Here is a 23,174-nt window from a genome sequence, read left to right as displayed (position 1 = left end):
CCGACGTTCCCGAAGATACCGTTTGCGATTGGAGAAGTATGGGAAATGCTGGCTAGAAGCCGGCAACGCACTGTTGCGATGTTTCTTGAAAGCTCGGTTCGACAAAGCCGTTGCTGACTACGCAATTTCGACCATTGTTTTTGGCTCGATACAAAGCTATATCAGCTGCTTCGATAAGGCGGGCCTCGGTGGCATCGATCCCGCTGACCCTGGTTGGGTCCAAAGTGGCTACGCCGATAGACAAACTTATCTTCAGCGCCTCGCCATCCTTATCGTAGAACTCGCGATCGGCAATGCGTTGGCGGATTCGTTCTGCTACATCGGTGGCAGCCCGGTTGCCCGTTCCTGTCGAAAGAAGCGCAACGAACTCCTCGCCGCCATAGCGCGCTAACACGTCGTTGTTGCGCAGCATGGAGCGGATGGTCTGTGCCACGTCGACCAGCACCCGATCACCGCTTTGATGCCCATAAGTATCATTGATCGTCTTGAAGTGATCGATATCCAGAAATAAACATGACAGACATTCGCCGCTGCGTAGTGCCCGGTCGATTTCTTCACTGACGCGTTGTTCGAAATATCGCCGGTTGTTGACGCCGGTGAGCGTGTCGATAAGGCTGGTTCGTCGCAGCAGTTCGAAGTTCAAGGTATTTTCCAGGCATACGCTGAGCACGCAGGCCAGCCGATCCAGAAAATCCGTTGCCATCTGCTCGGAAAAGCGCATGGTGTCGGTACTGGCGAGATTTAAACTCCCCATGAGTTTGCCTCGACGATAGAGAGGCAAGAGTGCAACGCTGGACGAAGTATCCGGAAGGCGTGGGAAGAATGCGGCACATTTTTCGGGTTTGTAGCACCCTAGGTAAGGTCTTAAGGTCTTGCGGAACGTACGGTCCAGGATTTCGCCGCTGGGCAGCAATATAAGATTTGGCTGCTTGTCGACGTTTAGACCATCCTCTCTGAGGAAGCGCTCGAGTTCGCCTTTTTCGTCGACCAATACGAAGCTAACGGCGTCAAGCTCGAATAGAACGCGAGTGTCTTCCAACACCTGATCGACCAGTTCACGCAGAGAGTTCAGCGTGAGCAAGGTCATTTCCAGCGTTTGGAAGCGATGCAATTTAATCTGGTTCTGCCGAATGCGATCGACGAGGTTACCCAGGTGGCTTTGTAGGACGCATAATTCGGTGTAAAGCTCGTCCAAACTTAGGATCCTTAGTCGGTGCGATGACGCTTATTTTCAGCATAAAAGCCTAGCATAAGTTTTGGATCGCCATTTTTGATTCGAGCAGGTATCAAAAGTATCAAAATAAGCTGGTTTGCACAGGCGCATCACTAGGACGCTTGAATAACTCCGGGTTTAAATGGATTTCGGTGGCGTTAAGCCCGTTTTTCTTGAGAGCCACCAGGAACCGATTCCGGATGAGTTCGGCGTAAATCCCTGACCCGGAGTGGCGAAGGCCAAAACTAGATTCATACGGTTTACCGCCATGGATATCGCGCAGTCGCGCCAGAACGTGCTTGGCTTTTAGCGGGACATGGGTTTCCAGCCATTCGCGGAATAATTCTTTCAGTTCGAGAGGAAGGCGCAGCACGATGTAATCGGCGCTGATGGCGCCATGTGCGGCTGCCTGAGCAAGGATGGCTTCGAGCTCCGCGTCCGTCAGAATCGGAACCACCGGGGCCACCAGTGCGGTCACTGGCACGCCAGCGTCCGCTAGAATGCGAATTGTTTGGAGTCGGCGTTGCGGGCTCGTAGCCCGCGGTTCCATGATTCGGGCCAACCCCTTGTCAAGCGTGGTAATCGAAATCTGAACTTGGGCCAGATGCTCGCGCGCCATTGCCGAGAGAATGTCGAGATCGCGTTCGATGAGTGCCGATTTGGTCGTGATATTAACCGGATGGCGGCATTCGTAGAGTACCTCGAGAACTTCCCGAGTAATGCGCCATTCCCGCTCGATAGGTTGGTAAGGATCGGTGTTGGCGCCTAAAGCGATTGGAGATGGACGATGGGATTTTTTCGCTAGCTCCTTGCGCAGGAGACTCGCCGCATCGGATTTGACGAACAGCCGGGTTTCGAAGTCCAGTCCCGGCGACAGTCCCAAGTAAGCATGACTAGGCCGCGCATAGCAGTAAATGCAACCATGCTCGCAGCCCCGGTAGGCATTGATCGACTGATCGAAAGGGATGTCGGGCGACCGGTTATGGGTGATAATGCTCCGAGCGCTATCGTGTGTTACGGTGGTTGCTGCCGGGGGCACATCCTCTGCCCACCAGTCGTCGTCGATTTTTTCTCGGACGGTCTCGGAATAGCGGGATTCCCGATTGCTTACGGCCCCTCGGCCTTTTGTCGGCGAATTCGGAACCCGGATTTTTTGGCATTCATTGTCGCTCATACTCGCCTCCAATAGTACCATTCTCACTGGCACCGAATATTTCCAGATTGGTCTCGCCATGACTACGACTAACCGACCCAGTTGTAGCGACAATGATGAGCACGACGCACTTCATGTCGATGATGCCTTAGAGCGTATACTGAATGCCGTTTCCTCGGTCAGGGGTTACGAACAAGTCAGCATCCTCGAGGGCGTAACGAGAGTTTTGCATGACCCTGTGGTCTCGCCTTTAGATGTTCCATCCCATACCAATGCGGCTGTCGACGGCTACGCCATACGAGGAACGGATTTGCCGGGCGCTGGAAGCATCGTGAAAATGGAGGTGGTAGGCGTGGCTCTGGCGGGAACGCCGTTTGTCGGCGCCGTGCTTCCAGGACAATCGGTACGCATTATGACCGGTGCGCCCATGCCGGCCGGTGCGGATACCGTGCTGATGCAGGAGCATGTCGATGTCGACGGGGATCGGATCTGCATAACCGGTGGGCGGCATCGCATGGCGGATAATGTCCGCATGGCTGGTGAGGACGTCAAGCGGGGCGAAACGGTTCTGAACGGAGGACGCTATCTGACCCCACCGGATATCGGGCTGATCGCCTCGTTAGGCATAAGTGAAATCAAGGTCAAGCGGCGACCTCGGGTAGCGCTCTTATCGACCGGAAACGAAGTGCATCAGCTAGGAAGATCCTTAGAGGCCGGCGGCATATACGACAGCAATCGCTATACGCTCCACTCGGCACTAAGACGGTTAAGTGTCAAGGTGATGGACCAGGGCATCGTGCCCGATGATCCCGAGCTACTAAGCGAAGCTTTGATAAGGGCTGCATCCGCTGCGGATGTGATCATTTCCTCGGGTGGCGTATCGGTAGGTGAAGCCGATTTCGTCAAGGAGGTTCTGTCTTCGATAGGCAATATCGGTTTTTGGAAGGTTGCCATGAAGCCGGGACGCCCCGTGGCTTTTGGTAGTATCGGCGCGTCGACATTCATCGGGTTGCCGGGTAACCCGGTCGCCGTGATGGTAAACTTTTACCAATTTGTCCTTCCATTACTGGAAAAGAAAATGGGAATTCTGGAGCGGCCGGTTATTCCCACACTGAAAGCCAAGTGTCTCGAGCGGCTTGCTAAAAAGCCGGGCCGCACGGAGTACCAGCGGGGCATTCTCGAAAGAACCGAAACCGGTGACTGGGAAGTGCGTACGAGCGGCAAACAGGGTTCCGGCATTCTTCGCTCCATGAGCCTGGCAAACGCCATGATTATTCTGGCGCACGATCGCGCTTCTGTGGAGCCCGGTGAAATGGTCGATGTTTTACCGTTTGCCTGCTTGATGTAGGTTGCGAGAGTTTCTCAATGTTTCGGGCCGTTGGGTCCAAGCGGGCAGGCGTGTTTGGCTCGGGAGTGACTATAAACCTACGGCTAGGCTTTACGCGAATCCACCGCCTTGCTCGAATGCCAAAAGCCGAGGCCGATTCCGTGCTGTGACTCCCGCACGATAACCACCGAATAGCGAGCCAACCTCACCAAGTTTCCATGTTCGAGCGTAAAGACCAACCGAGCCGGTTCACCGATGAGCCGTTTCAGCGGTTTGGTAGTCTCAATGAAGACGCCTGAACGGCTTATGTTCTTCGCGACGCCACGCAATGGGGCGCTCGATGGCATGATTAGATAGGCGGAAATTCGCGAATCCAACCGCGGGGCACGCCGACGTTCCTTTTCCGAATTTGTTTTGCTTCCTAACATATGGGGCGACCGGTTGTCTTAAAAGTAGAGTCGCTCACAAACGCTGCACTATCACGGCAATTGATGAGCGGGCGATGTTTTTGTGCCTCGGATCTGGCTACCGGACGATAATACCAGGTGATCAAAGCTCATAAAATCGCTAGCCGAGCAGTTTTTCAGATTAGCTTTTCTGGCGTAATCGGCTCGTAGTCTGTAACATTTTCCGATTGGACTTTTTTTTCTAACAATACAACGTTGACCTCGTTCAGAAGGCAAAGTCAGAGTTGCACAGTTCTGTAATCACTGGATCAACGGTTCAACAAACATGCCAGAAATTCTTTCGTTTCAAGCAATCTAAAGGTCGGAATTCAATAGATGACTTGTCGCTTGCTTGTCTGCATTCGAAAAAATTAGCTGGAAGCCCTTAATCAGTGGAGGAACCTTTCCTATGTCCGCCGTGAGTCCGTCTCACCCATCGCAAAACCTTAAGAGCGTCAACGATATCGATCCCGAAGAAACCCGAGAATGGTTGGAGGCCCTGGAGGCCGTTATCGAGACTGAAGGTATCGAGCGTGCGCATTTCCTGATCGAAAGCTTGGTCGATCAGGCACGCCGCGCGGGGGCGAACCTGCCTTATAAGGCGAATACGGCGTACATCAATACCATTCCGCCCCACATGGAACCCCGCTTGCCGGGCGATGCCGGTTTGGAGCAGCGCATCCGCTCTTATATCCGCTGGAACGCGATGGCGATGGTTGTCCGAGCCAACCGTAAAACCAGCGAATACGGTGGACATATTGCCACCTTCGCTTCAGCTGCGACGCTTTACGACGTGGGTTTCAACCATTTTTTCCATGCCGCCAATGGGAACCACGGCGGGGATCTGATTTACTTTCAGGGGCACGCCGCTCCCGGCATCTACGCCCGTGCGTTTCTGGAAGGACGCCTGAACGAAGAACAGCTGGACAGTTTTCGCGCCGAAATCGGCGGCAACGGTCTTTCCTCCTATCCACATCCCTGGTTGATGCCAGATTTTTGGCAGTTTCCGACGGTATCCATGGGGCTTGGTCCGCTGATGGCGATTTATCAAGCGCGCTTCATGAAATATTTGGAGGATCGGGGGATTCTGGCGACCTCGGGCCGCAAAGTCTGGTGTTTCTGCGGCGACGGCGAAATGGATGAGCCGGAATCCATGGGAGCCATCGGGCTTGCCGGCAGGGAGAAATTGGACAATCTCATCTTTGTCATCAATTGCAATCTGCAGCGGCTCGACGGGCCAGTGCGGGGCGACGGCAAGATCATCCAGGAACTTGAGGCGGAGTTCCGCGGTGCCGGCTGGAATGTCATCAAAGTCATCTGGGGTTCCTATTGGGATCCTCTGCTGGCCAAAGACAAAGACGGCCTCTTGAAGAAGCGCATGGAAGAGGCCGTGGATGGCGAGTATCAAGCCTACAAAGCGAAAGGCGGTGCCTACACCCGCGAGCACTTCTTCGGCAAGTATCCGGAGCTGAAGGAGATGGTGGCCAATATGTCCGACGAGGACATCTGGCGCCTGAATCGTGGCGGGCACGACCCGCACAAGGTCTACGCCGCTTATCATGCGGCGGTAAACCATACCGGACAGCCGACGGTGATCCTGGCCAAGACGGTCAAGGGTTATGGCATGGGCAGCGCGGGCGAAGGGCTCATGACCACGCACCAGCAAAAGAAAATGGACGAACAGGCGATCCGCCACTTCCGGGATCGTTTCAATATTCCCATTCCCGATGACCAGCTGATGGAGTTGCCGTACTACAAGCCGCCGGAAGACAGTGCGGAGCAGCGCTACATGCACGAGCGTCGAAAGAGCCTGGGCGGATACGTGCCGCAACGGCGACGCGACGCGCCGCTTTTGCAGGTGCCGGAGCTGGATGTCTTCGAACCTCTGCTGAAGGGCACCGAAGATCGGGAAATGTCGACTACGATGGCGTTCGTGCGCATCCTGACGCTGCTGTTGCGGGATAAAAAATTGGGTAAGTACGTCGTACCCATCGTACCGGACGAGGCCCGAACTTTCGGTATGGAGGGACTTTTCCGCCAATACGGTATTTACTCTTCCGTCGGGCAATTGTACGTTCCTGCGGATGCCGGCGGAGTGATGTACTACAAGGAGGACAAATCAGGGCAGATCCTGGAAGAGGGCATTTCGGAGGCGGGCTCCATGTGCTCCTGGCTCGCGGCCGGTACGGCTTATACCAACCACAACATCCAGATGATCCCGTTCTACATCTACTACTCGATGTTCGGATATCAACGGGTGGGGGATCTGATGTGGGCCGCGGGCGATATGCAGGCGCGCGGCTTTTTGATGGGAGGAACTGCCGGACGTACAACGCTGGCGGGCGAGGGTTTGCAGCATCAGGACGGGCATAGTCACGTCAGCATGTCGGCGATCCCAAATTGCGTAGCTTACGATCCTTGCTTTTCCTACGAACTGGCCGTGATTATTCAAGACGGCCTCAGGCGGATGTATCAGGAGGGCGAGAGCATCTTCTACTACGTCACCGTCATGAATGAAAATTATACTCATCCTGACATGCCGGCCGGCGCGCGCGAAGGGATCGTCAAGGGCATGTATAAGCTCAAGGACGCCGGCGAATCGGCTCAAGCCCAAATTTTGGCCAGCGGTACGATACTCCGCGAGGCCATCGTCGCGGCGGAATTGCTGGAGCAGGACTTCGGCGTAAAAGCGAACGTTTGGAGCGTCACCAGCTTTACCGAACTGCGCCGTGACGGACTCGACAAACAGCGTTGGAATCTCCTGCATCCGGATCAGCCGCCCCGCATCAGCTACGTGGAGGATTGCCTGGCCGGAACCCAGGGGCCGATCATCGCGGCATCCGACTATATTAAAATGCTCGCCGATCAAATCCGGCCCTTTGTTCCGAGATCCTATACGGTGCTGGGTACCGACGGCTTTGGTCGCAGCGATCAACGTTCCGAATTGCGGAGATTTTTTGAGGTGGATCGGCATTACATCGCATTTACGACACTAAAAGCCTTAGTCGATGAGGGCGGCGTGGCGACTTCTACACTGACGGAAGCTATGGCCAAATACGGCATCGATCCGGAAAAGCCCAATCCAGTGAAGGTGTAAAGGAATCGCTATGGCAGTGCTAAAAGAAGTCGTAGTTCCCGATATCGGGGATTTCAAGAACGTCGAGATCATCGAAGTGCTGGTTAAGCCGGGGGATGTAATCAAGGCCGACGATTCCTTGATTACGCTGGAAAGCGATAAAGCGGCGATGGAGGTGCCTTCGCCGTTTTCCGGCGTGGTGAAAGAAATGCAGGTCAATGTCGGTGATCGGGTGAGCATGGGGTCGCCGATATTGCAGTTGGAGCTTGCTGATCGGGCCCAGCCGGAACGGGAAGAGAAAGCTCCGCCTGAGGCGGAAGCGGAAGCTGGAAAGATCGTCTCCGGCGAAGCGGCGCCCAAGCCCGTTGCCGAGCAGCCTGCGCCTTCCTCAGTAGCAGAGCCGGAAGCGAAGCCGAAGCCCGCGCCGGCCATCGCCGAACGAGCTTTAAAAGTTGTTGAAGAGCATGCGCATCCTCCTCATGCGAGCCCATCGATTCGGAAGTTCGCCCGTGAATTGGGGGCTGAGCTTCAGAAAATTCAAGGCACCGGGCCAAAAGGCCGTATTTTGAAGGAGGATGTTCAGGCATTCGTAAAAGCGAGCCTGAAGCGGGTCGAGCAAGCGATGGCTGGTGGTGTTTTCGCCATTCCGCCTCAGCCGGAAATTGATTTCGCTCAGTTCGGCACCGTCGATAGACAGCCGTTGTCCCGCATCAAGAAGCTTTCCGGCCCGAATCTGCTTCGGAGTTGGATGAGCATTCCCCATGTGACGCAACACGATGAAGCCGACATCACCGATCTCGAAGCCTTTCGCCAGTCGCTCAAGAGCGAGGCGGAAAAGCAGAATGTGAAGCTGACCTTTCTGCCATTCGTCATCAAGGCCGTAGCGGCAGCGCTCAAAGAGTTTCCGACGTTTAATTCATCCCTCGCAGCCAACGGCGAAGAGCTGATCCTTAAAAAGTACTATCACTTGGGCGTGGCGGTGGATACTCCGGAAGGCCTAGTGGTGCCCGTAGTTCGGGATGTCGATCAAAAAGGCATTTTCGACTTGGCTAGGGAATTGGCAGAACTCGGCGCGAAAGCCCGTGGCAAGAAACTGCGCAACAACGATCTCGAAGGGGCGTCGTTTACTATCTCGAGCCTCGGCGGAATCGGCGGTACGGCTTTTACGCCCATCATCAATCCGCCTCAAGTGGCAATACTTGGTTTGTCCCGAGCGCAAACCAAGCCCGTTTACCTGGACGGACAGTTCGTTCCGCGCCTGATGTTGCCATTGTCCCTGTCGTACGATCATCGCGTCATCGATGGAGCCGAGGCGGCACGATTCACGGTTTATTTGGCTGGATTGCTGGCCGAACTGCGGCGAGTCCTTTTATAGAAGCCGGGATGCTTTGAGGCTTGCCGGCAAACCGGTTCGATACAACTTGCGATGGAACGCTAATCTGCAATTTTTTCTTAATAGAAGGTATACGTTCGATGTCCGATACATCTAGTCTACATGCCGAAGTTGTCGTTTTGGGCGGCGGTCCGGGTGGTTATACCGCCGCTTTTCGAGCCGCCGACTTGGGCAGACAGGTGGTTTTGGTCGAGCGTTATCCGGTGTTGGGGGGCGTTTGTCTAAATGTCGGATGTATTCCTTCGAAAGCATTGCTGCATGCCGCCAAGGTCATTCAGGAGGCGCAGGAATCTTCAAGTTTTGGACTGAATTTCGGTTCGCCGAACGTTGATTTGGACAAGCTGCGCGACTGGAAGAACAAAGTCGTGAAGACACTTACGACGGGGCTTGCAGGCTTGGCCAAGCAGCGCAAAGTTTCCATCGTCAACGGCGTGGGCAAATTCTCTTCGGACCGAACGCTACAGGTTGAAACGGCAGATGGCACAAAGACGGTCAGTTTCGATCACGCCATCATCGCAGCCGGCTCGCAGCCGGTACAGATTCCGGGTTTCCCTCACGACGATCCGCGCATGATGGATTCCACGGACGCCTTGGAGCTCGCCGAAGTGCCCAAGCGTCTTCTGATCATCGGCGGCGGCATCATCGGCTTGGAAATGGCCACTGTTTATCATGCGCTTGGTTCGAAGATCACGGTTGTCGAACTGATGGACCAGATCATTCCGGGCTGCGATGCGGATCTGGTTAAGCCGTTGTATCAGCGCATCAAGAAACAGTACGAGAATATTTTCCTTAAGACGAAGGTAACGCGCATCGAAGCGAAGTCGGAAGGATTGCAGGTTTATTTCGAAGGCGGTGAAGGCGCCCCCGAATCAGACTTGTTCGACCGCATCCTGGTCGCCGTAGGCCGGAAGCCAAACGGAAATCTGATCGGTGCGGAGAATGCCGGCGTCAAAGTCGACGACAAAGGCTTCATTCCGGTAGACACCTGTCAGCGAACCAATGTGCCTCATATTTACGCCATCGGCGATATCGTGGGCAATCCGATGCTGGCACACAAAGCGACTCACGAGGCGAAAGTGGCGGCGGAAGTCATTTCCGGAGAGCGCTCGGCGTTTCAGGCGTTAACTATTCCCTCGGTAGCTTACACCGATCCAGAGGTGGCCTGGATGGGACTTACGGAAAATCAGGCAAAAGCTCAAGGGATTGCCTACGACAAAGCCGCATTTCCCTGGGCGGCGAGCGGGCGGGCTCTAGGCATCGATCGCAAAGAGGGCGTAACCAAGATTTTGTGCGATAAAGAGACTAAGCGGATTCTGGGGGCAGGGATCGTCGGGCCTAATGCGGGGGAGCTTATCAGCGAGGCCGTTCTGGCGCTCGAGATGGGCGCCGATATGGAAGATATCGCCTTGACTATTCACCCGCATCCGACCTTGTCGGAAACCTTTGCGTTTGCCGCCGAGATGCTGGAAGGCAGTATTACGGACCTTTATATTCGAAAGTAGGCCGAATTCGCGCCGGAGGAGAGCATCCAGAGGGCGCTCTCTTATCCGCGCAACGTGTTCCTTCGGCGCAAAATTTTTCAGTCGGATGACTGCGAATCGGGTTGAGGCTCGAGACGTCCTGGATCTCTGCTCCGCTTGCCTCCGTTCCATGGCGCGACTTTGAACAGTAGTAGCATGCCTGGAAGGGTGAGCGCGAAGCAAACCCAAAAGAAGCGTTCCCAGCCTAGCGCTTCGATGTGAAGCAGCGAAATGTTTCCCATCTTAATGTCCCCACCTTCGACGAGAAAGCCGGTGAATGCATTGGCCAGCGTCCGTGGCGTTGCGGCCAGGCTGGTAAACAGCGCGAACTGGGTGGCGGTGTACGCCGGATTGGTGGCGGTGGCGATGTAGGCAACGAACGCGGCCGTGCCCAATCCGACACCGAACGCCTCGGCGCCGATAACGGCAGCCAGGCCAGCCAAGGTATGGCCGGCCGTGGCAAGCCAGGCAAAGCCGAGAATCACCAGCGCCTGTAAAACGCCAAATACCCAAAGAGACCGATGTATCCCCAGAGAAATCATCCATATTCCACCTAAAATGCCGCCTGCAACGTTAGGCCAAAGTCCGGCATGCTTGGCGATCACGCCGATTTCGGTCTTGCTGTAGCCCATGTCCAAATAAAAGGGCGTGGCCAGCGCCGTTGCCATGCTATCGCCCAGCTTGTAAAAAAAGATGAATCCCAGGACCGTTAACGCGCCGCTCCAACCCTTTCGTTGAACAAATTCACGAAAAGGATCGACTAAGGCTTGACGTAGCGTCGGAGGGGCGTGGCTGGAAAACTCCGGTTCGGTTCCGATGAGCGTCAGGAGAATGCCGGGGAACATGAACAGGGCCGTGATCAAGTAGACGGCGTCCCAAGACAAATAATCAGCGAGGATCAGCGACAGAGATCCCGGTACGAGCCCGGCGATTTTGTACGCATTCACATGGATTACATTGCCAAGTCCTTGCTCTTCGTCCCTGAGAATCTCTCGCCGAAAGGCATCGATTGCAATGTCCTGGGTTGCTGAAAATAGTGCTACCGCTACCGCCAGCCAACGAATGGTCGCGATGTCTGGAACGGGAGCGAGCCAACCAAAAGCGGGAATCGAGAGCAGCAGTGCAATTTGGGTAATCAGCATCCAAGTCCGGCGTCGCCCCATTGGTAGACCGTATCGGTCACAGAGTGGCGCCCACAAAAACTTCCAGATGTAAGGAAATTGAACGAGAGCCAGCAACCCGATCTCTTTGAGGTCGACACCTCCGTCGCGTAGCCAGGCCGAAATCAGGCTGATCAGCACGAATAGAGGCAACCCCGAGGAAAACCCCGTGAGGATGCAGATCAACATCCGTCTGTTAAATAGCGCGTCACGCCAGGAAAGGGTAGTCATAATCGATGGTGAGTGGCGCATGGTCGGAAAAGCGCTCTTCCTTGTAAACATGGGCGGCGAGGATTGCTTCCCGGAGAGTGGGACTGGTCACGTGATAATCGATACGCCAACCCACGTTCTTGGCCCAAGCCTGACCGCGATTCGACCACCAGGTATACTGTTCAGGCTCCTGATTGACGACACGAAAGGCATCGACCCAGCCGTCCTCCTCGAATACGACATCCAGCCAAGCACGCTCTTCGGGCAGGAACCCGGAGTTTTTCTGGTTGGATCGCCAATTCTTGAGATCAATGGGTTTATGGGCGATATTCCAGTCGCCGCAGAAAATATAATTGCGCCCGGACTGTGCGCATTCCCGAAGATACGGCAGGAAGCGGTTCATGAAATCGAACTTCACCGCTTGCCGTTCTTCGCTGGACGATCCGGAAGGCAAGTATAGGGAAACGACGCTTAGCGGGCCGAATCGGGCCTCGAGATAACGCCCCTCGGCGTCCATGTCAGGCCAGCCAATGCCCTGAATGACTTCGTCCGGTTCCCGTCGGCTATACAATGCCACACCGCTGTAGCCCTTTTTGACAGCATCCAGGTAGTAGCACTGGTACCCTTTAGGCCAGTAGATAGGGTCTTCCAGTTGGTGTGTCTGAGCCTTGGTTTCCTGTAGGCAGACAACGTCGGCATTCTGTTTATCCATCCAGTGGAAAAAGCCTTTGCGCGCTGCTGACCGCACGCCGTTAACATTGAGGGAAACTATACGCATTATGGTTTATATCTCAGATAGGTATATAGCCGCTAGAGTGCTGTCGCCGAAAATGGAAATAAAGACTGATGCGGGTGGGCCGATGTTCAGTTGGAAGCAGGACGATCTGTGCTAAAGAGTGCGTCCATCTTGCAGTGAAGAGCCGTTTTAAGTACCATGAAAAATTTGTCGTCCCTTTGTTCTGATTTCCTGGAGAAAGCCTCATTATGAAGCCGGATATTCATCCCGAATACAAGTCCATCGCCGTCCATTGCAGTTGCGGCAATACCTTCGAAACCAAGTCGACGCTTGGCAAAGATTTGCAGGTTGAAGTTTGCTCCGCTTGCCATCCATTCTATACAGGCAAGCAGAAGATCGTCGACACTGCCGGTCGTGTTGACAAGTTCCGACGCAAGTACGGACGGGGCTGATTTTTCAGCCTCGTTTGCGTCTTTCGAAATCGGCCTGGCCGCCCCTCGTTTAACGGCAATGAGCAAGGAATGCTCTCCGTTTTGGGCCGGTCAAAACCGGATTATCGATCAACCGATAGATATTGGTCTTTGATTGTCGTTCTCGTGAGGCTTCGGCCGAGTCTCACGGCGAAATGCCGTTAATCAGTTTCTCGACGTCCTGGAGAGAGCCGCCAGGCACCGTCTTTTCCTTTCGATTGATCCGTTGCCCCTTCAATTCCGGCGGGAGTACCGCCAATTCGACGCGGACGCCATCGACAAAAAAATCCAGCGCCGGATACGTCATGCCCCGCCTGTGTCCCAAATTCAACGAAAAGGCCCCTTCCTTAAATGGTATGCGGGCTTCAACCAATTTCTTGATGATCTCTTCGGGGCTTTCGGGATATACATACAAGATGATCGGGCTGTATTTACTGGCGCTGCCATCCAACGCGCCACCGATCAATCGCGGCGAAAACTCTTCCAGGAAACGCATGGCCTCTAATGCGAGTTTTCGAAGACGAGCAATGTGCAGCGGCTGTGTTTCAGCCCGATAGAGTCGATGGTATTCCTCTAACGCTTGGTCGATTTCCTCGTTTCGGGGAAGGCTTCGTGAATTCGCTATCCCCAGGCGGGCGGCAGCCTTGTTTTTTGCCGGAAGATAATCGTTTACACCCTCTTCGGCGATAATCCTCGCAGCCTCCTGAGCGATCAACAGGCGTGCTTTATCTTTCGTAGACATGATGGAGATCAAAATAGCGATTCGATTGGTTTTTCGGTCGTCGTTCGAAGGGGAGGGGGCTTCGGTAATTCCGGCTCGGCCTCGTCTTCGATGACTTCAGAGGGAGGCGGTTCGCTTACGCGCGGCGCAGCATAGTAACGAGGAGCGCGCTCCGACGGGAATACCTCGAAGATAGCATTAGTGCTGCCGGGTGGAGCAAGCATTCCCGTGCCCGGATCCATCCGAGCGATGGTCAACCCGCTTGGAAGCGGAAAAGTCTGCTCGGGTAAATCTTTGAGGGCTTCCTGCATGAAATACATCCACATGGGCAGTGCGGCTTTGCCGCCAGTTTCACCTTTTCCCAAGGATTTTGATGAATCGAAGCCGACCCAAGCGATGGTCGTCAGAGAGGGAACATAACCGTTAAACCAGGCATCCCTATATTCATTCGTTGTGCCGGTTTTGCCGGCAATATCGTTACGCCCCAGTTCCATTGCACGGGTCGCGGTCCCGGTTCGTACCACGTCTTGCAGCATGGAGTTCATCATGTAATGGACCTGGGGAGATAACGTGCGAGGCGCAAAATTCGTTTGGTGATCATCGGACTCGGCACAATTCGCACATGCGATTTGCGGCGTAGCTCGGAAGATCGTTCTATCGGCTTCGGTTTCGATGCGTTCGATGAAGTACGGTTCGACGTGGAAGCCGCCATTCGCGAACACGGCATAGGCTTGCCCCATCCGGAGGGGCGTTGCAGTGCCGCTTCCTAAGGCTAGCGGGAGAGATCGTGGCAGCTCTTCGGGCTGAAAGCCGAAGCGCATGGCCATATCTATGGCCTTCTTGAGGCCGATGCTTTGAAGCAATCGAATGGATACGAGGTTTCGTGATTTGGCGAGTGCGACTCTGAGTCGCGTGGGGCCGTAAAATCGGCCCGAGTAATTCTGAGGACGCCAGAATCCGTCCGCCTGGGACGGGTCGGAAAAGACAACGGGAGCGTCATTTACGACACTCGCCGGAGTATATCCGTGGGTCAATGCTGCCGCGTAGAGTATTGGTTTAAAGCCGGAGCCGGGCTGTCTTTGCGCCTGAGTCGCTCTGTTGAACTTGCTGAGAGCAAAATCATACCCGCCGCTCAGCGCGACTACGGCACCGCTGGTCGGATCCAATGCGACCAGCGCGCCTTCAACTTCCGGAATCTGGCTAAGTTTCCAATGGTCGTTGCCGTCTTTGCGAAGCCTGATGAGATCACCGGCCTTGAGTATCTCTTTGGTGCTTTTGGGCAGAGGACCTTGTGCATTCTCGGAGATATACTTGCGTGCCCATTTAAGGCCGTCCCAGTCCAGTTCGATGCGCTGTTTGTCGCCGAGATAAATTTCTGCCGAGCTGTCTTTAACAGCTAGGACCAGCCCGGGTACCGTTTCTCCCGCTCTGGGGATGCTGGATAATCGCTCGTCCCAGTCCTTGGGGCGCTTGTCCTTCTTTAAATCTACTCGTTGCTTAGCGCCCCGAAATCCGTGACGCTCATCGTAGTCGTGCAGCGCAAGGCGCAGCGCCCTGTCTGCGGCTGCCTGCAAGCGGCTGTCGATCGTGGTGTATATCCTGTAACCGCTGGTGTAAGCGGATTCGCCATACTGCCGATACATCTCGTTGCGGATCAGCTCTGCGACATGGGGGGCATTTAACTCGACGGGGGTCGTATGGAGTTTTGCGGTGACAGGCCGGTTGATCATGTCCTGGTAAGTCTGATCATTGATGTAGCCCAGTTTCCGCATCCGCTTTAGGACATAGTTTCGCCGGCTCGCCGCCCTCTCTGGATTGGTTATCGGATTGAACGCGGAGGGAGCCTTCGGTAAACCCGCAATCGTCGCGATTTCATCCAGGTCGAGCTCGTTAATCCCTTTGCCGTAGTAGACCTGAGTCGCAGCTACGACGCCATACGCGTGGTGGCCGAAGTAGATCTTGTTCAAGTACAGCTCCAAGATCTGTTCTTTCGTCAATTCCGATTCGATTTTGATCGCCAGCACGATTTCCTTGAGTTTGCGAAAAAAGGTCTTTTCGCTGCTTAAAAAGAAATTGCGGGCCACCTGCATGGTGATCGTGCTGCCACCTTGCTTCTTCTTGCCCGTCCGAAGAAAGGAAAACGTCGCTCGCAATAAACCTTGGTAGTCCACGCCCGGATGGTCAAAAAACCGATTGTCCTCGGCCGCCAAGAAAGCCTGAATGACTTTTTCTGGCACTTCGGAAAAGCTGACCGGGCTGCGCTTCATTTCGCCGTATTGCGCGATTAGGAGGCCATCTTTGCTGTAAATGCTCATCGGAGTCTGGTACCGCGCATCCCGCAAAACTTCTATATCCGGGAGTTGCGGTTCGATGAACCGATAAAGCAAGAACGCGGCTAAGGCCAAACTCGCGAATCCGGCAAGGAGGAAAAAAAAGATTAGCTTCAAGAGGCTCACTGAACGGGAGCGCGCTTGGCGTCGACTGTTGCGGGTTCTCACTCGACAATCAAAAAGGTGTTTTCAGGCTGCGGCTACAAATAGTAGCTCCGAAGTGCACGGTTGATCGGTGTTTGGCGTGTCATGGGCAAACTTCTAATCCCTACTATACTACAGTACAGAGTCTAGCGGGCGATGAGAAACGCCATTAAGACACGGTATCGCTTGCATGAGGTCAAGGCCAGTTTAGGAAGTCATCGATGTTTTTTTTGAACCACAAGAGACCGCCGTTACTTGGCATCGATATCAGCACGGCGGCCGTAAAGCTGCTGGAACTGAGTAGAAACGGACAGAACTATCGGGTGGAAAGCTATGCTGTCGCGCCGTTGCCATTGGACGCCGTGATCGACAAGAACATCGCTAAGGTTGAAATCATCGGCAATGTTATCAAATCGGTCATCAAGCAATCGGGCACCCGATTGAAGCACGCGGCGGTGGCGGTACCGAGTTCTTCGGTAATAACCAAGATGATCTCGATGCCCGCTTCTCTAAGCGATGACGAGTTGGAAGCGCAAATCGAACTGGAGGCGGATCAATACATTCCCTACTCACTGGACGAGGTGAGCCTGGATTTCGAGGTGCAGGGCAAAGCCGAGAAAAATCCGGACATGGTCGATGTGCTACTGGTCGCCTCTCGTAAGGAGAATGTGGAGGATCGTGTGGCGGCTCTGGAGATGGCCGGACTCAAGGCGGAAGTCGTGGATGTGGAATCGTACGCCCTGGAGAATGCGTGCAATCTTATTTTGGATCAACTGCCCGGCTACAGTTCGGATCAAACCATCGCCGTGGCTGATGTCGGGTCGACCATGACGACCCTGAATGTGATCCATAATCGCCGCATCATTTACACCCGCGAGCAGGGATTCGGCGGCAAGCAGTTGACGGAAGAAATCCAGCGTCGTTACGGGCTTTCCTATGAGGAAGCCGGTTTGGCAAAAAAACACGGCGGTCTTCCAGACAATTATCAGCTCGAAGTGCTGGAGCCGTTCAAACAAGCGATGGCGCAGCAAATCGGCCGCTCGCTGCAGTTTTTCCTGTCTTCAAGCTCGCATCGCACCGTCGACGGGCTCGTGTTGGCCGGAGGGTGCGGCTCGATCCAAGGGATCGATCGTTTCGTGGAAGGCATTCTGGGTATCCCCACTACTTCCGCCAACCCGTTTGTCACCATGTCTCTCGCGCCGCGCGTTAAACCGCAAAGTTTGAGCAATGATGCTCCGGCACTTATGACTGCTTGTGGATTGGCATTAAGGAGTTTGGACTGATGGCTCGAATCAACTTACTTCCTTGGCGTGCGGAACATCGCAAACAACGGCAAAAGGAATTCGTCGCTATTACCCTGGCCGCGTTGCTATCGACCGGGGCGATTCTGTGCTTCGTTCATTATTTCATCGGCAGCATGATCGATTATCAGAGCCAGCGTAATCAATACTTGGAGTCCGAGATCGCCCTGCTCGATCAGAAGATCAAGGAAATCGAAGAGTTGGAAACCAAGAAAAAACGGCTGATCGCCAAGATGGAAGTCATCCAGCGATTGCAAGCGAGCCGGCCCGAGATCGTCCATTTGTTCGATGAGTTGGCGCGTACCATTCCCGAAGGTGTTTATCTAACGGATTTAACCCAGTTGGATAGCAATCTGACGATGAATGGAATGGCCCAGTCCAATGCCCGAGTTTCCGCTTACATGCGGAATTTGGAGTCTTCGCCTTGGATGAGGGAGCCCCTTTTAAACATCATCGAGACCAAGCAGGAGGCTAAGGAAAGCAAAAAAGCACAGGGCAACCGCTTTACGCTTCAGGTCAAGCAGGGAGGAGATAAGGCGGACAATCAGGAAAGGAAACCGTCATGAATCTTTCCGAAATCAATTGGGACATAGAAAACGCGGGCGCGTGGCCGCTACCGATCAAGGTGGCGATTATTACCATACTATGCCTAATTCTGAGTGGCTTGGGGTACTACTTGGACACTCAGGATCAAATCGCGCAGCTCGAAACTGAAGAAAGCAAGGAACTGGAACTCAAGAACAAATTTGAGCAGCGGCAAAAAAAGGCCGCAAATCTAGAAGAATACAAGGAGCAAATGGCGGAAATCGAGAAGAGTTTCGGCGATTTGCTCAGGCAGCTACCCGATAAAACCCAGGTTCCCGAATTATTGGTCGACGTTTCTCAAACCGGCTTAGCGGCCGGATTGGAGTTCGAGCTTTTCAAACCCGGCGCCGAAATCGCCAAAGAGTTCTATGCGGAGTTACCCATAGAAATCCGCGTGATCGGCGACTATATGGAGTTCGGTGCGTTCATCAGCGGACTGGCGTCGTTACCGCGAATCGTAACGATACATAACGTGAAGATCGCAGCCCACAACAAGGATGCGGGAGCAAAGAAATCCGCAAAGGACCCATTGGTCATGAGCGCGCTGGTCAGGACTTATCGCTACCTGGACGAGGGGCCTGCTCCAGCGAATCAAGTTAAAAAGCCACAACAAAGAAAGTAGCACTATGGGTGGGCACTTGAAGTTTTTGGTACCGCCGTGCCATCCACGACTCCTCGTGTCGTGGATGCTCGCTATCGGACTAACCGGATGCGCCGGGGACGATTTGACGGATTTACAGGCCTACGTTGCAGAGGTCAAGGCACGTCAGAAAGGATCAGTCGAGCCGTTGCCGGAAGTTAAGACAGTAGAGCCATTTGTATTCAATGCGGAGGATTTGCGAAATCCTTTCGTTATCGATGAGAAGGCTCAGGAGACTGAAGAGGAAAAAATTGCGAGTAGCATCCGGCCAGATATCAATCGCCCTAAGGAGGAACTGGAATCCTACGAGCTGGATACGCTACGCATGGTCGGAACGGTCGATCGGCAAGGTTCGCTGTGGGGATTAGTGAAAGCTACCGACGGAACGATTCACCGGGTGCGCGTCGGTAATCACATGGGAAAAAACTTCGGCAAGATCGTCAACATCAAAGAAAACTTGATCGAATTGGTAGAAATCATATCCGACAGTCCCGGGGCATGGCGTGAACGTAAAGCGTCTCTTGACTTGGCGGAAGTGGGGGAGAAGAAATGAGAGCGGAAATAGGTAACCGTATCGCGTCGGCCGCACGGCAGCGATACAAAAGAATGATGGGTCTTATTCTGATCGGTTTGTCCCTGCATCTGCCCGTCAGTCAGGCGGAGGGGCTTGTACTTAAGTCCGTGGATTTTTCGATCCTGCCTGGGGATAACTTACAGCTGCTTTTGGGTTTAAGTGGGCCCGCCAGAGAGCCGAGAATCTTCCATACCGAAAATCCCGCCCGCATTGCACTGGATTTGCCCGGCGTAACGAACGGTTTGGACCAGAAATTAGTGCCGATCAATGTGGGTGGAGCTCAAAGTGTTCAAGCCGTGGAATCGTCCGGTCGTACCCGCGTGGTCATCAATTTGACCAACATGATGCCCTACACCAGCCGGCTAGACGGTGACAATATTCTTATCACACTGCAAAGCGGCACTGCACCGATTGCCGCCGCGAGCGCAGCATCGACAAAATCGCAGTTTATGGATCGGCCACTCGGCGGAAGCGATAGGCGGATTGAAAACATTGACTTTCGTCGTGGCGAAAAGGGTGAGGGACGACTTCTAGTGACGCTGAGCGATCCTAAGTCCTTGGTTGATATCCACGAAGAGGGACAAAAGGTCATTGTCAGATTTGCCGACACGGGTCTGCCTCCGCAATTGGAGCGCAGGCTCGACGTCATGGATTTCGCTACTCCTGTCCGTTCCGTCGACGCCACGACGGAAGGTGCCCATGCGAGGATGGTCGTAGCGACGGTTTCCGACGACTACGATTATTCCTCTTACCAGACCGATAACGTCCTGACGGTGGAATTTCGTCCGTTGACCAAAATGGAAAAAGAGGAAATCAAGAAAAAGAATTTCTCGTACTCGGGCGAGAAGCTGACGCTAAATTTCCAGGACATTCCGGTGCGGTCTGTTCTTCAAATTCTGGCTGATTTTACCAACTTGAATATTGTTGCCAGCGATACCGTTCAGGGGAATGTAACCCTTCGGCTCAACGATGTTCCGTGGGATCAGGCTTTGGAATTGGTCCTCAAGTCCAAGGGATTGGGGAAACGGCAAGAAGGAAACATCATCCGCGTCGCACCGTTGGAAGAAATCAATAAACAGGAGAAGGAGGAACTCGAAGCTCAGAAAGTCGTGGAAGATTTGGAGCCGCTGCGGACGGAAATCATCCAGATCAACTACACCACGGCCGAAGATATCAAGAAAGTTTTAGTCGGCACCACTGAACGGATTAGCCAATCCATGAGTCAACCGGCCGGCATCGGCGGTGCGTCGGCATCCACAGCCGTATCGACACTGGATGTGAGTCAATCGGTTTTATCCGGTCGGGGTAACGTAACCGTCGATCCGCGGACCAATCAGTTGATCGTGAAAGATACTCCGCGCAATTTGGAGCGAGTCCGCGATCTTGTTCGCCAGTTGGACAAGCCAATTCGGCAGGTACTGATCGAATCTCGGATCGTCATTGCCAGAAACGATTTTCTGAGGGATTTGGGTAGTCGGCTTCAGGTCAACAGGCTGGTTAAAGGGAGAGGCGCCGATTCCTTTTCAGATGCAGGTTCGGGATCAAGCGGCGTCATTTTCCAGCAACCGGCCGCCGGCGGGGAGAAGTCGACCAACGCCGACGTGCTGGTGGATCTCGCGGCTCAGGGCGCGGCAACCGCCGCGACTGGTGGCGCGAGCGCCCTTGGATTCACTCTCATCAAAGCGGGCGATTACTTGCTTGATCTCGAGTTATCGGCCGCACAGCGTGAGGGGCGTAGCGAAACAGTCTCCAATCCTCGGCTGATTACCTCGGACCAGACCAAGGCGGTCATCAAGCAGGGTGTCGAGATTCCTTATCAAACTACGGTTGTAGCGGGGGGAGGAGCGTCGGCCAACATCACCTTCAAGCAGGCAGTGCTTGAGCTGAATGTGACGCCGCATATCACGCCCGACGATCAAGTGTTGATGGAATTGTTGATCAAGAAAGATGAACAAGGCCAGCAAACGCCAGTTGGCCCGGCAATCGATAAGCGCGAGATCGAAACGACGGCACAAGTTGCCAACGGGGAAACCGTGGTGTTGGGAGGCGTTTACGAGGGCTTGAATCGGAATAACACCGACAAAGTTCCGTTTTTCGGGGATCTGCCGGGAATCGGATATATGTTCCGGAGAAATAATGTCGAAGATACAAAAAGGGAGTTGCTCGTTTTCATCACGCCGAAAGTTCTCAAGCAAGATCTCGCCCTTCGCTGATTTCTGCTGACATTGGAAACAAAGGCGCGGCCTTAAACGGCGGCGCCTTTTTGTTTTCAGGCCGGCTGTGAGTGTTACTGCCCGGTATTTTCGACACACATGGTATGATGACCCGATTTCTCACCTCGGGCAGCATGAGACATACGCACAATATTTATTTGATCGGGCCCATGGGAGCGGGCAAGACGACCATTGGGCGACTTCTGGCCAAAGCCTTGGGTGTCCGATTCGTGGATAGTGACAGGGAGATAGAACATCGCACCGGCGTCTGTATCCCTATGATTTTCGAGTATGAGGGTGAGGAAGGCTTCAGAAGGCGAGAATCCGAAGTTTTGGCCGAGTTGTGTTGCGAGGACGGAATAGTGTTGGCTACCGGGGGGGGATCGATTCTGTTGCCGAAGAATCGAGAAGTGCTGCATGGGCGGGGATTCGTCGTATATCTGCAGTGTTCGGTCGAAAAGCAGCTTGAGAGAACTCACAAAGATTCCAACCGGCCGCTGCTCAAGACCGAAAATCCTCGCCAGCGACTACAAGAGTTGTTGCGGGTGCGGGAGCCGATTTATCGCTCTTTGGCCGATTTCATCGTGGATACGGGAACGCATTCCAGCCGCAGCGCCGTCCGCCAAATCTTGAAAGCCTATAACCGAGCAAACGCGAATTCATGAAAACCCTGACTGTCAGCCTGGGCGAACGCAGCTATCCAATTTATATCGGTTCGAGAGTTCTGGAGTCCGGCGAACTCCTGTCTAGGCACCTCAGTTCCAGCCAAGTCATGGTGGTTACCAACGAAACGGTTGCCCCCCTCTATTTGGACCGGGTCAGACAGAGCCTAGACGGCAAGCAGACCGCCGAGGTGGTTTTGCCGGACGGCGAGTCTTATAAAAGCATCGAATCGGCAATGGTCATCTTCGATGAGTTGCTTGTCCGAAAATTCAGCCGAGACGCGTCTCTCATCGCCCTAGGGGGCGGGGTAATCGGCGATCTGGTGGGTTTCGCCGCCGCGTGTTATCAGAGGGGCGTGCCGTTCATTCAAATTCCGACGACTTTGCTGGCGCAGGTGGATTCTTCCGTAGGTGGAAAAACCGCAGTCAATCATCCGCGCGGCAAGAACATGATCGGGGCTTTTTATCAGCCGCAATGCGTGCTGGCCGATACTTCGACGCTCGATACATTGGCTGACCGGGAGTTTAGCGCCGGCTTGGCCGAGGTGATCAAATACGGTCTTATCCGCGATTTCGAATTTTTCGTCTGGCTGGAAGCCAACCTGGAGATGCTTTTGGGCCGCGATGCCGACGCCCTAACCTACGCCATCGAGAGATCCTGTATCAACAAGGCGGAGGTTGTAGCCGAAGACGAGCGGGAGTCCGGGGTGAGAGCAACACTGAATTTGGGGCACACCTTTGGGCATGCCATTGAAACAGGAATGGGTTACGGAAGCTATCTGCACGGCGAAGCAGTAGCGATCGGAATCTGTCAGGCCGCAGATCTCTCACGACGGTTGGGTTGGCTGGATACGGATAGCGTCGAGCGCATCATTTCGCTGCTTAGGCGGGCACGGCTGCCGGTGATGCCGCCAGCGGATTTGGATGTAGACCGCTATTTGGACCTGATGGCCGTCGACAAAAAAAACGTGGCGGGTAAGCTGCGGTTAATCTTGCTGGAAAAGATCGGGCGGGCAACTTTGCCTATGGCGGTCGATCTCGAGTTGCTTCGGGCTACCTTGAGTGAATATGATGGGCGCGGCTGAGCTTCCATCGCCTACCAGCGGTCGTGAGAGCGCTCATGGCGGGCAATCCTTATCGCTAATTTCTGCGGCACGCATACAAAAGTTCGACCTGCTTTCGCACTTGGCGGTTAACTTGGCTCAGCCCATCGTCGTATGCGGACCGGAAGGCATCGGCAAGACAACCTTCTTGCGTCTTCTCAAGACCCGCTTGGCGCCACTTGCAACGGTTTGCTATT

18 protein-coding genes are annotated in these 23,174 nt (G+C 54.2%); 12 read left to right on the top strand and 6 right to left on the bottom strand.

Features of this window, described 5'->3' with window-relative positions; all coding sequences use genetic code 11:
• Positions 1-52: 52 nt before the first annotated feature.
• Together ABJK70_RS03700 and ABJK70_RS03695 are read right to left on the bottom strand one after the other, a co-directional pair.
• On the bottom strand, positions 53-1,195 hold the full coding sequence (locus ABJK70_RS03700; protein ID WP_077727990.1) for a sensor domain-containing diguanylate cyclase: 1,143 nt from the start codon (positions 1,193-1,195) through the stop codon (positions 53-55).
• Between the two features lie 100 nt (positions 1,196-1,295).
• On the bottom strand, positions 1,296-2,387 hold the full coding sequence (locus ABJK70_RS03695) for a PA0069 family radical SAM protein (protein ID WP_077727991.1): 1,092 nt from the start codon (positions 2,385-2,387) through the stop codon (positions 1,296-1,298).
• A 58-nt stretch (positions 2,388-2,445) separates the two neighbouring features.
• Here ABJK70_RS03695 and glp point away from each other — a divergent pair, with 58 nt between their 5' ends.
• The 4 genes from glp (at position 2,446) to lpdA (ending at position 10,110) form a co-directional block, all read left to right on the top strand.
• Positions 2,446-3,714 (top strand): gephyrin-like molybdotransferase Glp, encoded by a 1,269-nt coding sequence (gene glp / locus ABJK70_RS03690; RefSeq protein ID WP_077727992.1) that lies wholly within the window; start codon positions 2,446-2,448, stop codon positions 3,712-3,714.
• Positions 3,715-4,548: 834 nt separating this feature from the next.
• Entirely contained in the window at positions 4,549-7,236 is a 2,688-nt protein-coding gene (gene aceE / locus ABJK70_RS03685; RefSeq protein WP_077727994.1) for a pyruvate dehydrogenase (acetyl-transferring), homodimeric type, read from the top strand.
• A gap of 10 nt (positions 7,237-7,246) precedes the next feature.
• Positions 7,247-8,590, top strand: a complete 1,344-nt coding sequence (gene aceF / locus ABJK70_RS03680) for a dihydrolipoyllysine-residue acetyltransferase (RefSeq protein ID WP_077727995.1) — start codon at positions 7,247-7,249, stop codon at positions 8,588-8,590.
• Positions 8,591-8,688: 98 nt separating this feature from the next.
• Complete coding sequence (gene lpdA / locus ABJK70_RS03675; RefSeq protein WP_077727996.1) at positions 8,689-10,110, top strand: dihydrolipoyl dehydrogenase; 1,422 nt, start codon at positions 8,689-8,691, stop codon at positions 10,108-10,110.
• 77 nt (positions 10,111-10,187) lie between these two features.
• Here lpdA and ABJK70_RS03670 read toward each other — a convergent pair whose 3' ends face one another.
• Together ABJK70_RS03670 and ABJK70_RS03665 are read right to left on the bottom strand one after the other, a co-directional pair.
• Positions 10,188-11,519, bottom strand: coding sequence for an AmpG family muropeptide MFS transporter (locus ABJK70_RS03670; protein ID WP_086133581.1), 1,332 nt, complete (start codon positions 11,517-11,519; stop codon positions 10,188-10,190).
• On the bottom strand, positions 11,497-12,276 hold the full coding sequence (locus ABJK70_RS03665; protein WP_086133580.1) for an exodeoxyribonuclease III: 780 nt from the start codon (positions 12,274-12,276) through the stop codon (positions 11,497-11,499). Before ABJK70_RS03665 ends, ABJK70_RS03670 begins: the two co-directional genes overlap by 23 nt.
• A 206-nt stretch (positions 12,277-12,482) precedes the next feature.
• Between ABJK70_RS03665 and rpmE the strand changes: the two genes are divergently transcribed.
• A complete protein-coding gene (gene rpmE, locus ABJK70_RS03660; RefSeq protein ID WP_077727999.1) occupies positions 12,483-12,686 on the top strand; it encodes a 50S ribosomal protein L31 in 204 nt (67 codons plus the stop codon).
• Positions 12,687-12,849: 163 nt separating this feature from the next.
• Here rpmE and ABJK70_RS03655 read toward each other — a convergent pair whose 3' ends face one another.
• The gene (locus ABJK70_RS03655) at positions 12,850-13,446 is read right to left on the bottom strand and encodes a hypothetical protein (protein WP_133716931.1); all 597 of its coding nucleotides are present in this window, start codon (positions 13,444-13,446) and stop codon (positions 12,850-12,852) included.
• A gap of 8 nt (positions 13,447-13,454) precedes the next feature.
• A complete protein-coding gene (locus ABJK70_RS03650; protein ID WP_086133605.1) occupies positions 13,455-15,740 on the bottom strand; it encodes a penicillin-binding protein 1A in 2,286 nt (761 codons plus the stop codon).
• Between the two features lie 380 nt (positions 15,741-16,120).
• On the opposite strand from ABJK70_RS03650, the gene ABJK70_RS03645 reads away from it, so the two are divergent.
• The 7 genes from ABJK70_RS03645 to aroB all read left to right on the top strand — a co-directional run bounded on the left by ABJK70_RS03645 (position 16,121) and on the right by aroB (position 22,959).
• A complete protein-coding gene (locus tag ABJK70_RS03645; protein WP_077728001.1) occupies positions 16,121-17,182 on the top strand; it encodes a pilus assembly protein PilM in 1,062 nt (353 codons plus the stop codon).
• The gene (locus ABJK70_RS03640; protein ID WP_077728002.1) at positions 17,182-17,766 is read left to right on the top strand and encodes a PilN domain-containing protein; all 585 of its coding nucleotides are present in this window, start codon (positions 17,182-17,184) and stop codon (positions 17,764-17,766) included. Before ABJK70_RS03645 ends, ABJK70_RS03640 begins: the two co-directional genes overlap by 1 nt.
• Positions 17,763-18,407, top strand: coding sequence for a type 4a pilus biogenesis protein PilO (locus tag ABJK70_RS03635; protein WP_077728003.1), 645 nt, complete (start codon positions 17,763-17,765; stop codon positions 18,405-18,407). Before ABJK70_RS03640 ends, ABJK70_RS03635 begins: the two co-directional genes overlap by 4 nt.
• Positions 18,408-18,510: 103 nt before the next feature.
• On the top strand, positions 18,511-18,978 hold the full coding sequence (locus ABJK70_RS03630; RefSeq protein WP_240502357.1) for a pilus assembly protein PilP: 468 nt from the start codon (positions 18,511-18,513) through the stop codon (positions 18,976-18,978).
• Positions 18,979-19,031: 53 nt separating this feature from the next.
• The gene (locus tag ABJK70_RS03625) at positions 19,032-21,212 is read left to right on the top strand and encodes a type IV pilus secretin PilQ (protein ID WP_077728123.1); all 2,181 of its coding nucleotides are present in this window, start codon (positions 19,032-19,034) and stop codon (positions 21,210-21,212) included.
• A 134-nt stretch (positions 21,213-21,346) separates the two neighbouring features.
• The gene (gene aroK, locus ABJK70_RS03620) at positions 21,347-21,877 is read left to right on the top strand and encodes a shikimate kinase AroK (protein WP_077728124.1); all 531 of its coding nucleotides are present in this window, start codon (positions 21,347-21,349) and stop codon (positions 21,875-21,877) included.
• Positions 21,874-22,959 carry a 3-dehydroquinate synthase gene (gene aroB, locus ABJK70_RS03615; protein WP_347257421.1) on the top strand — a complete coding sequence of 362 codons (1,086 nt, stop codon included), beginning with the start codon at positions 21,874-21,876 and terminating at the stop codon, positions 22,957-22,959. The genes aroK and aroB overlap by 4 nt, the downstream gene beginning before the upstream one ends.
• Positions 22,960-23,174 lie beyond the last annotated feature (215 nt).

The sequence above is a fragment of the Methylocaldum sp. genome (assembly GCF_039794385.1).
Classification (GTDB): Bacteria; Pseudomonadota; Gammaproteobacteria; order Methylococcales; family Methylococcaceae; genus Methylocaldum.
This window is presented reverse-complemented; position numbering and strand designations above follow the sequence as displayed.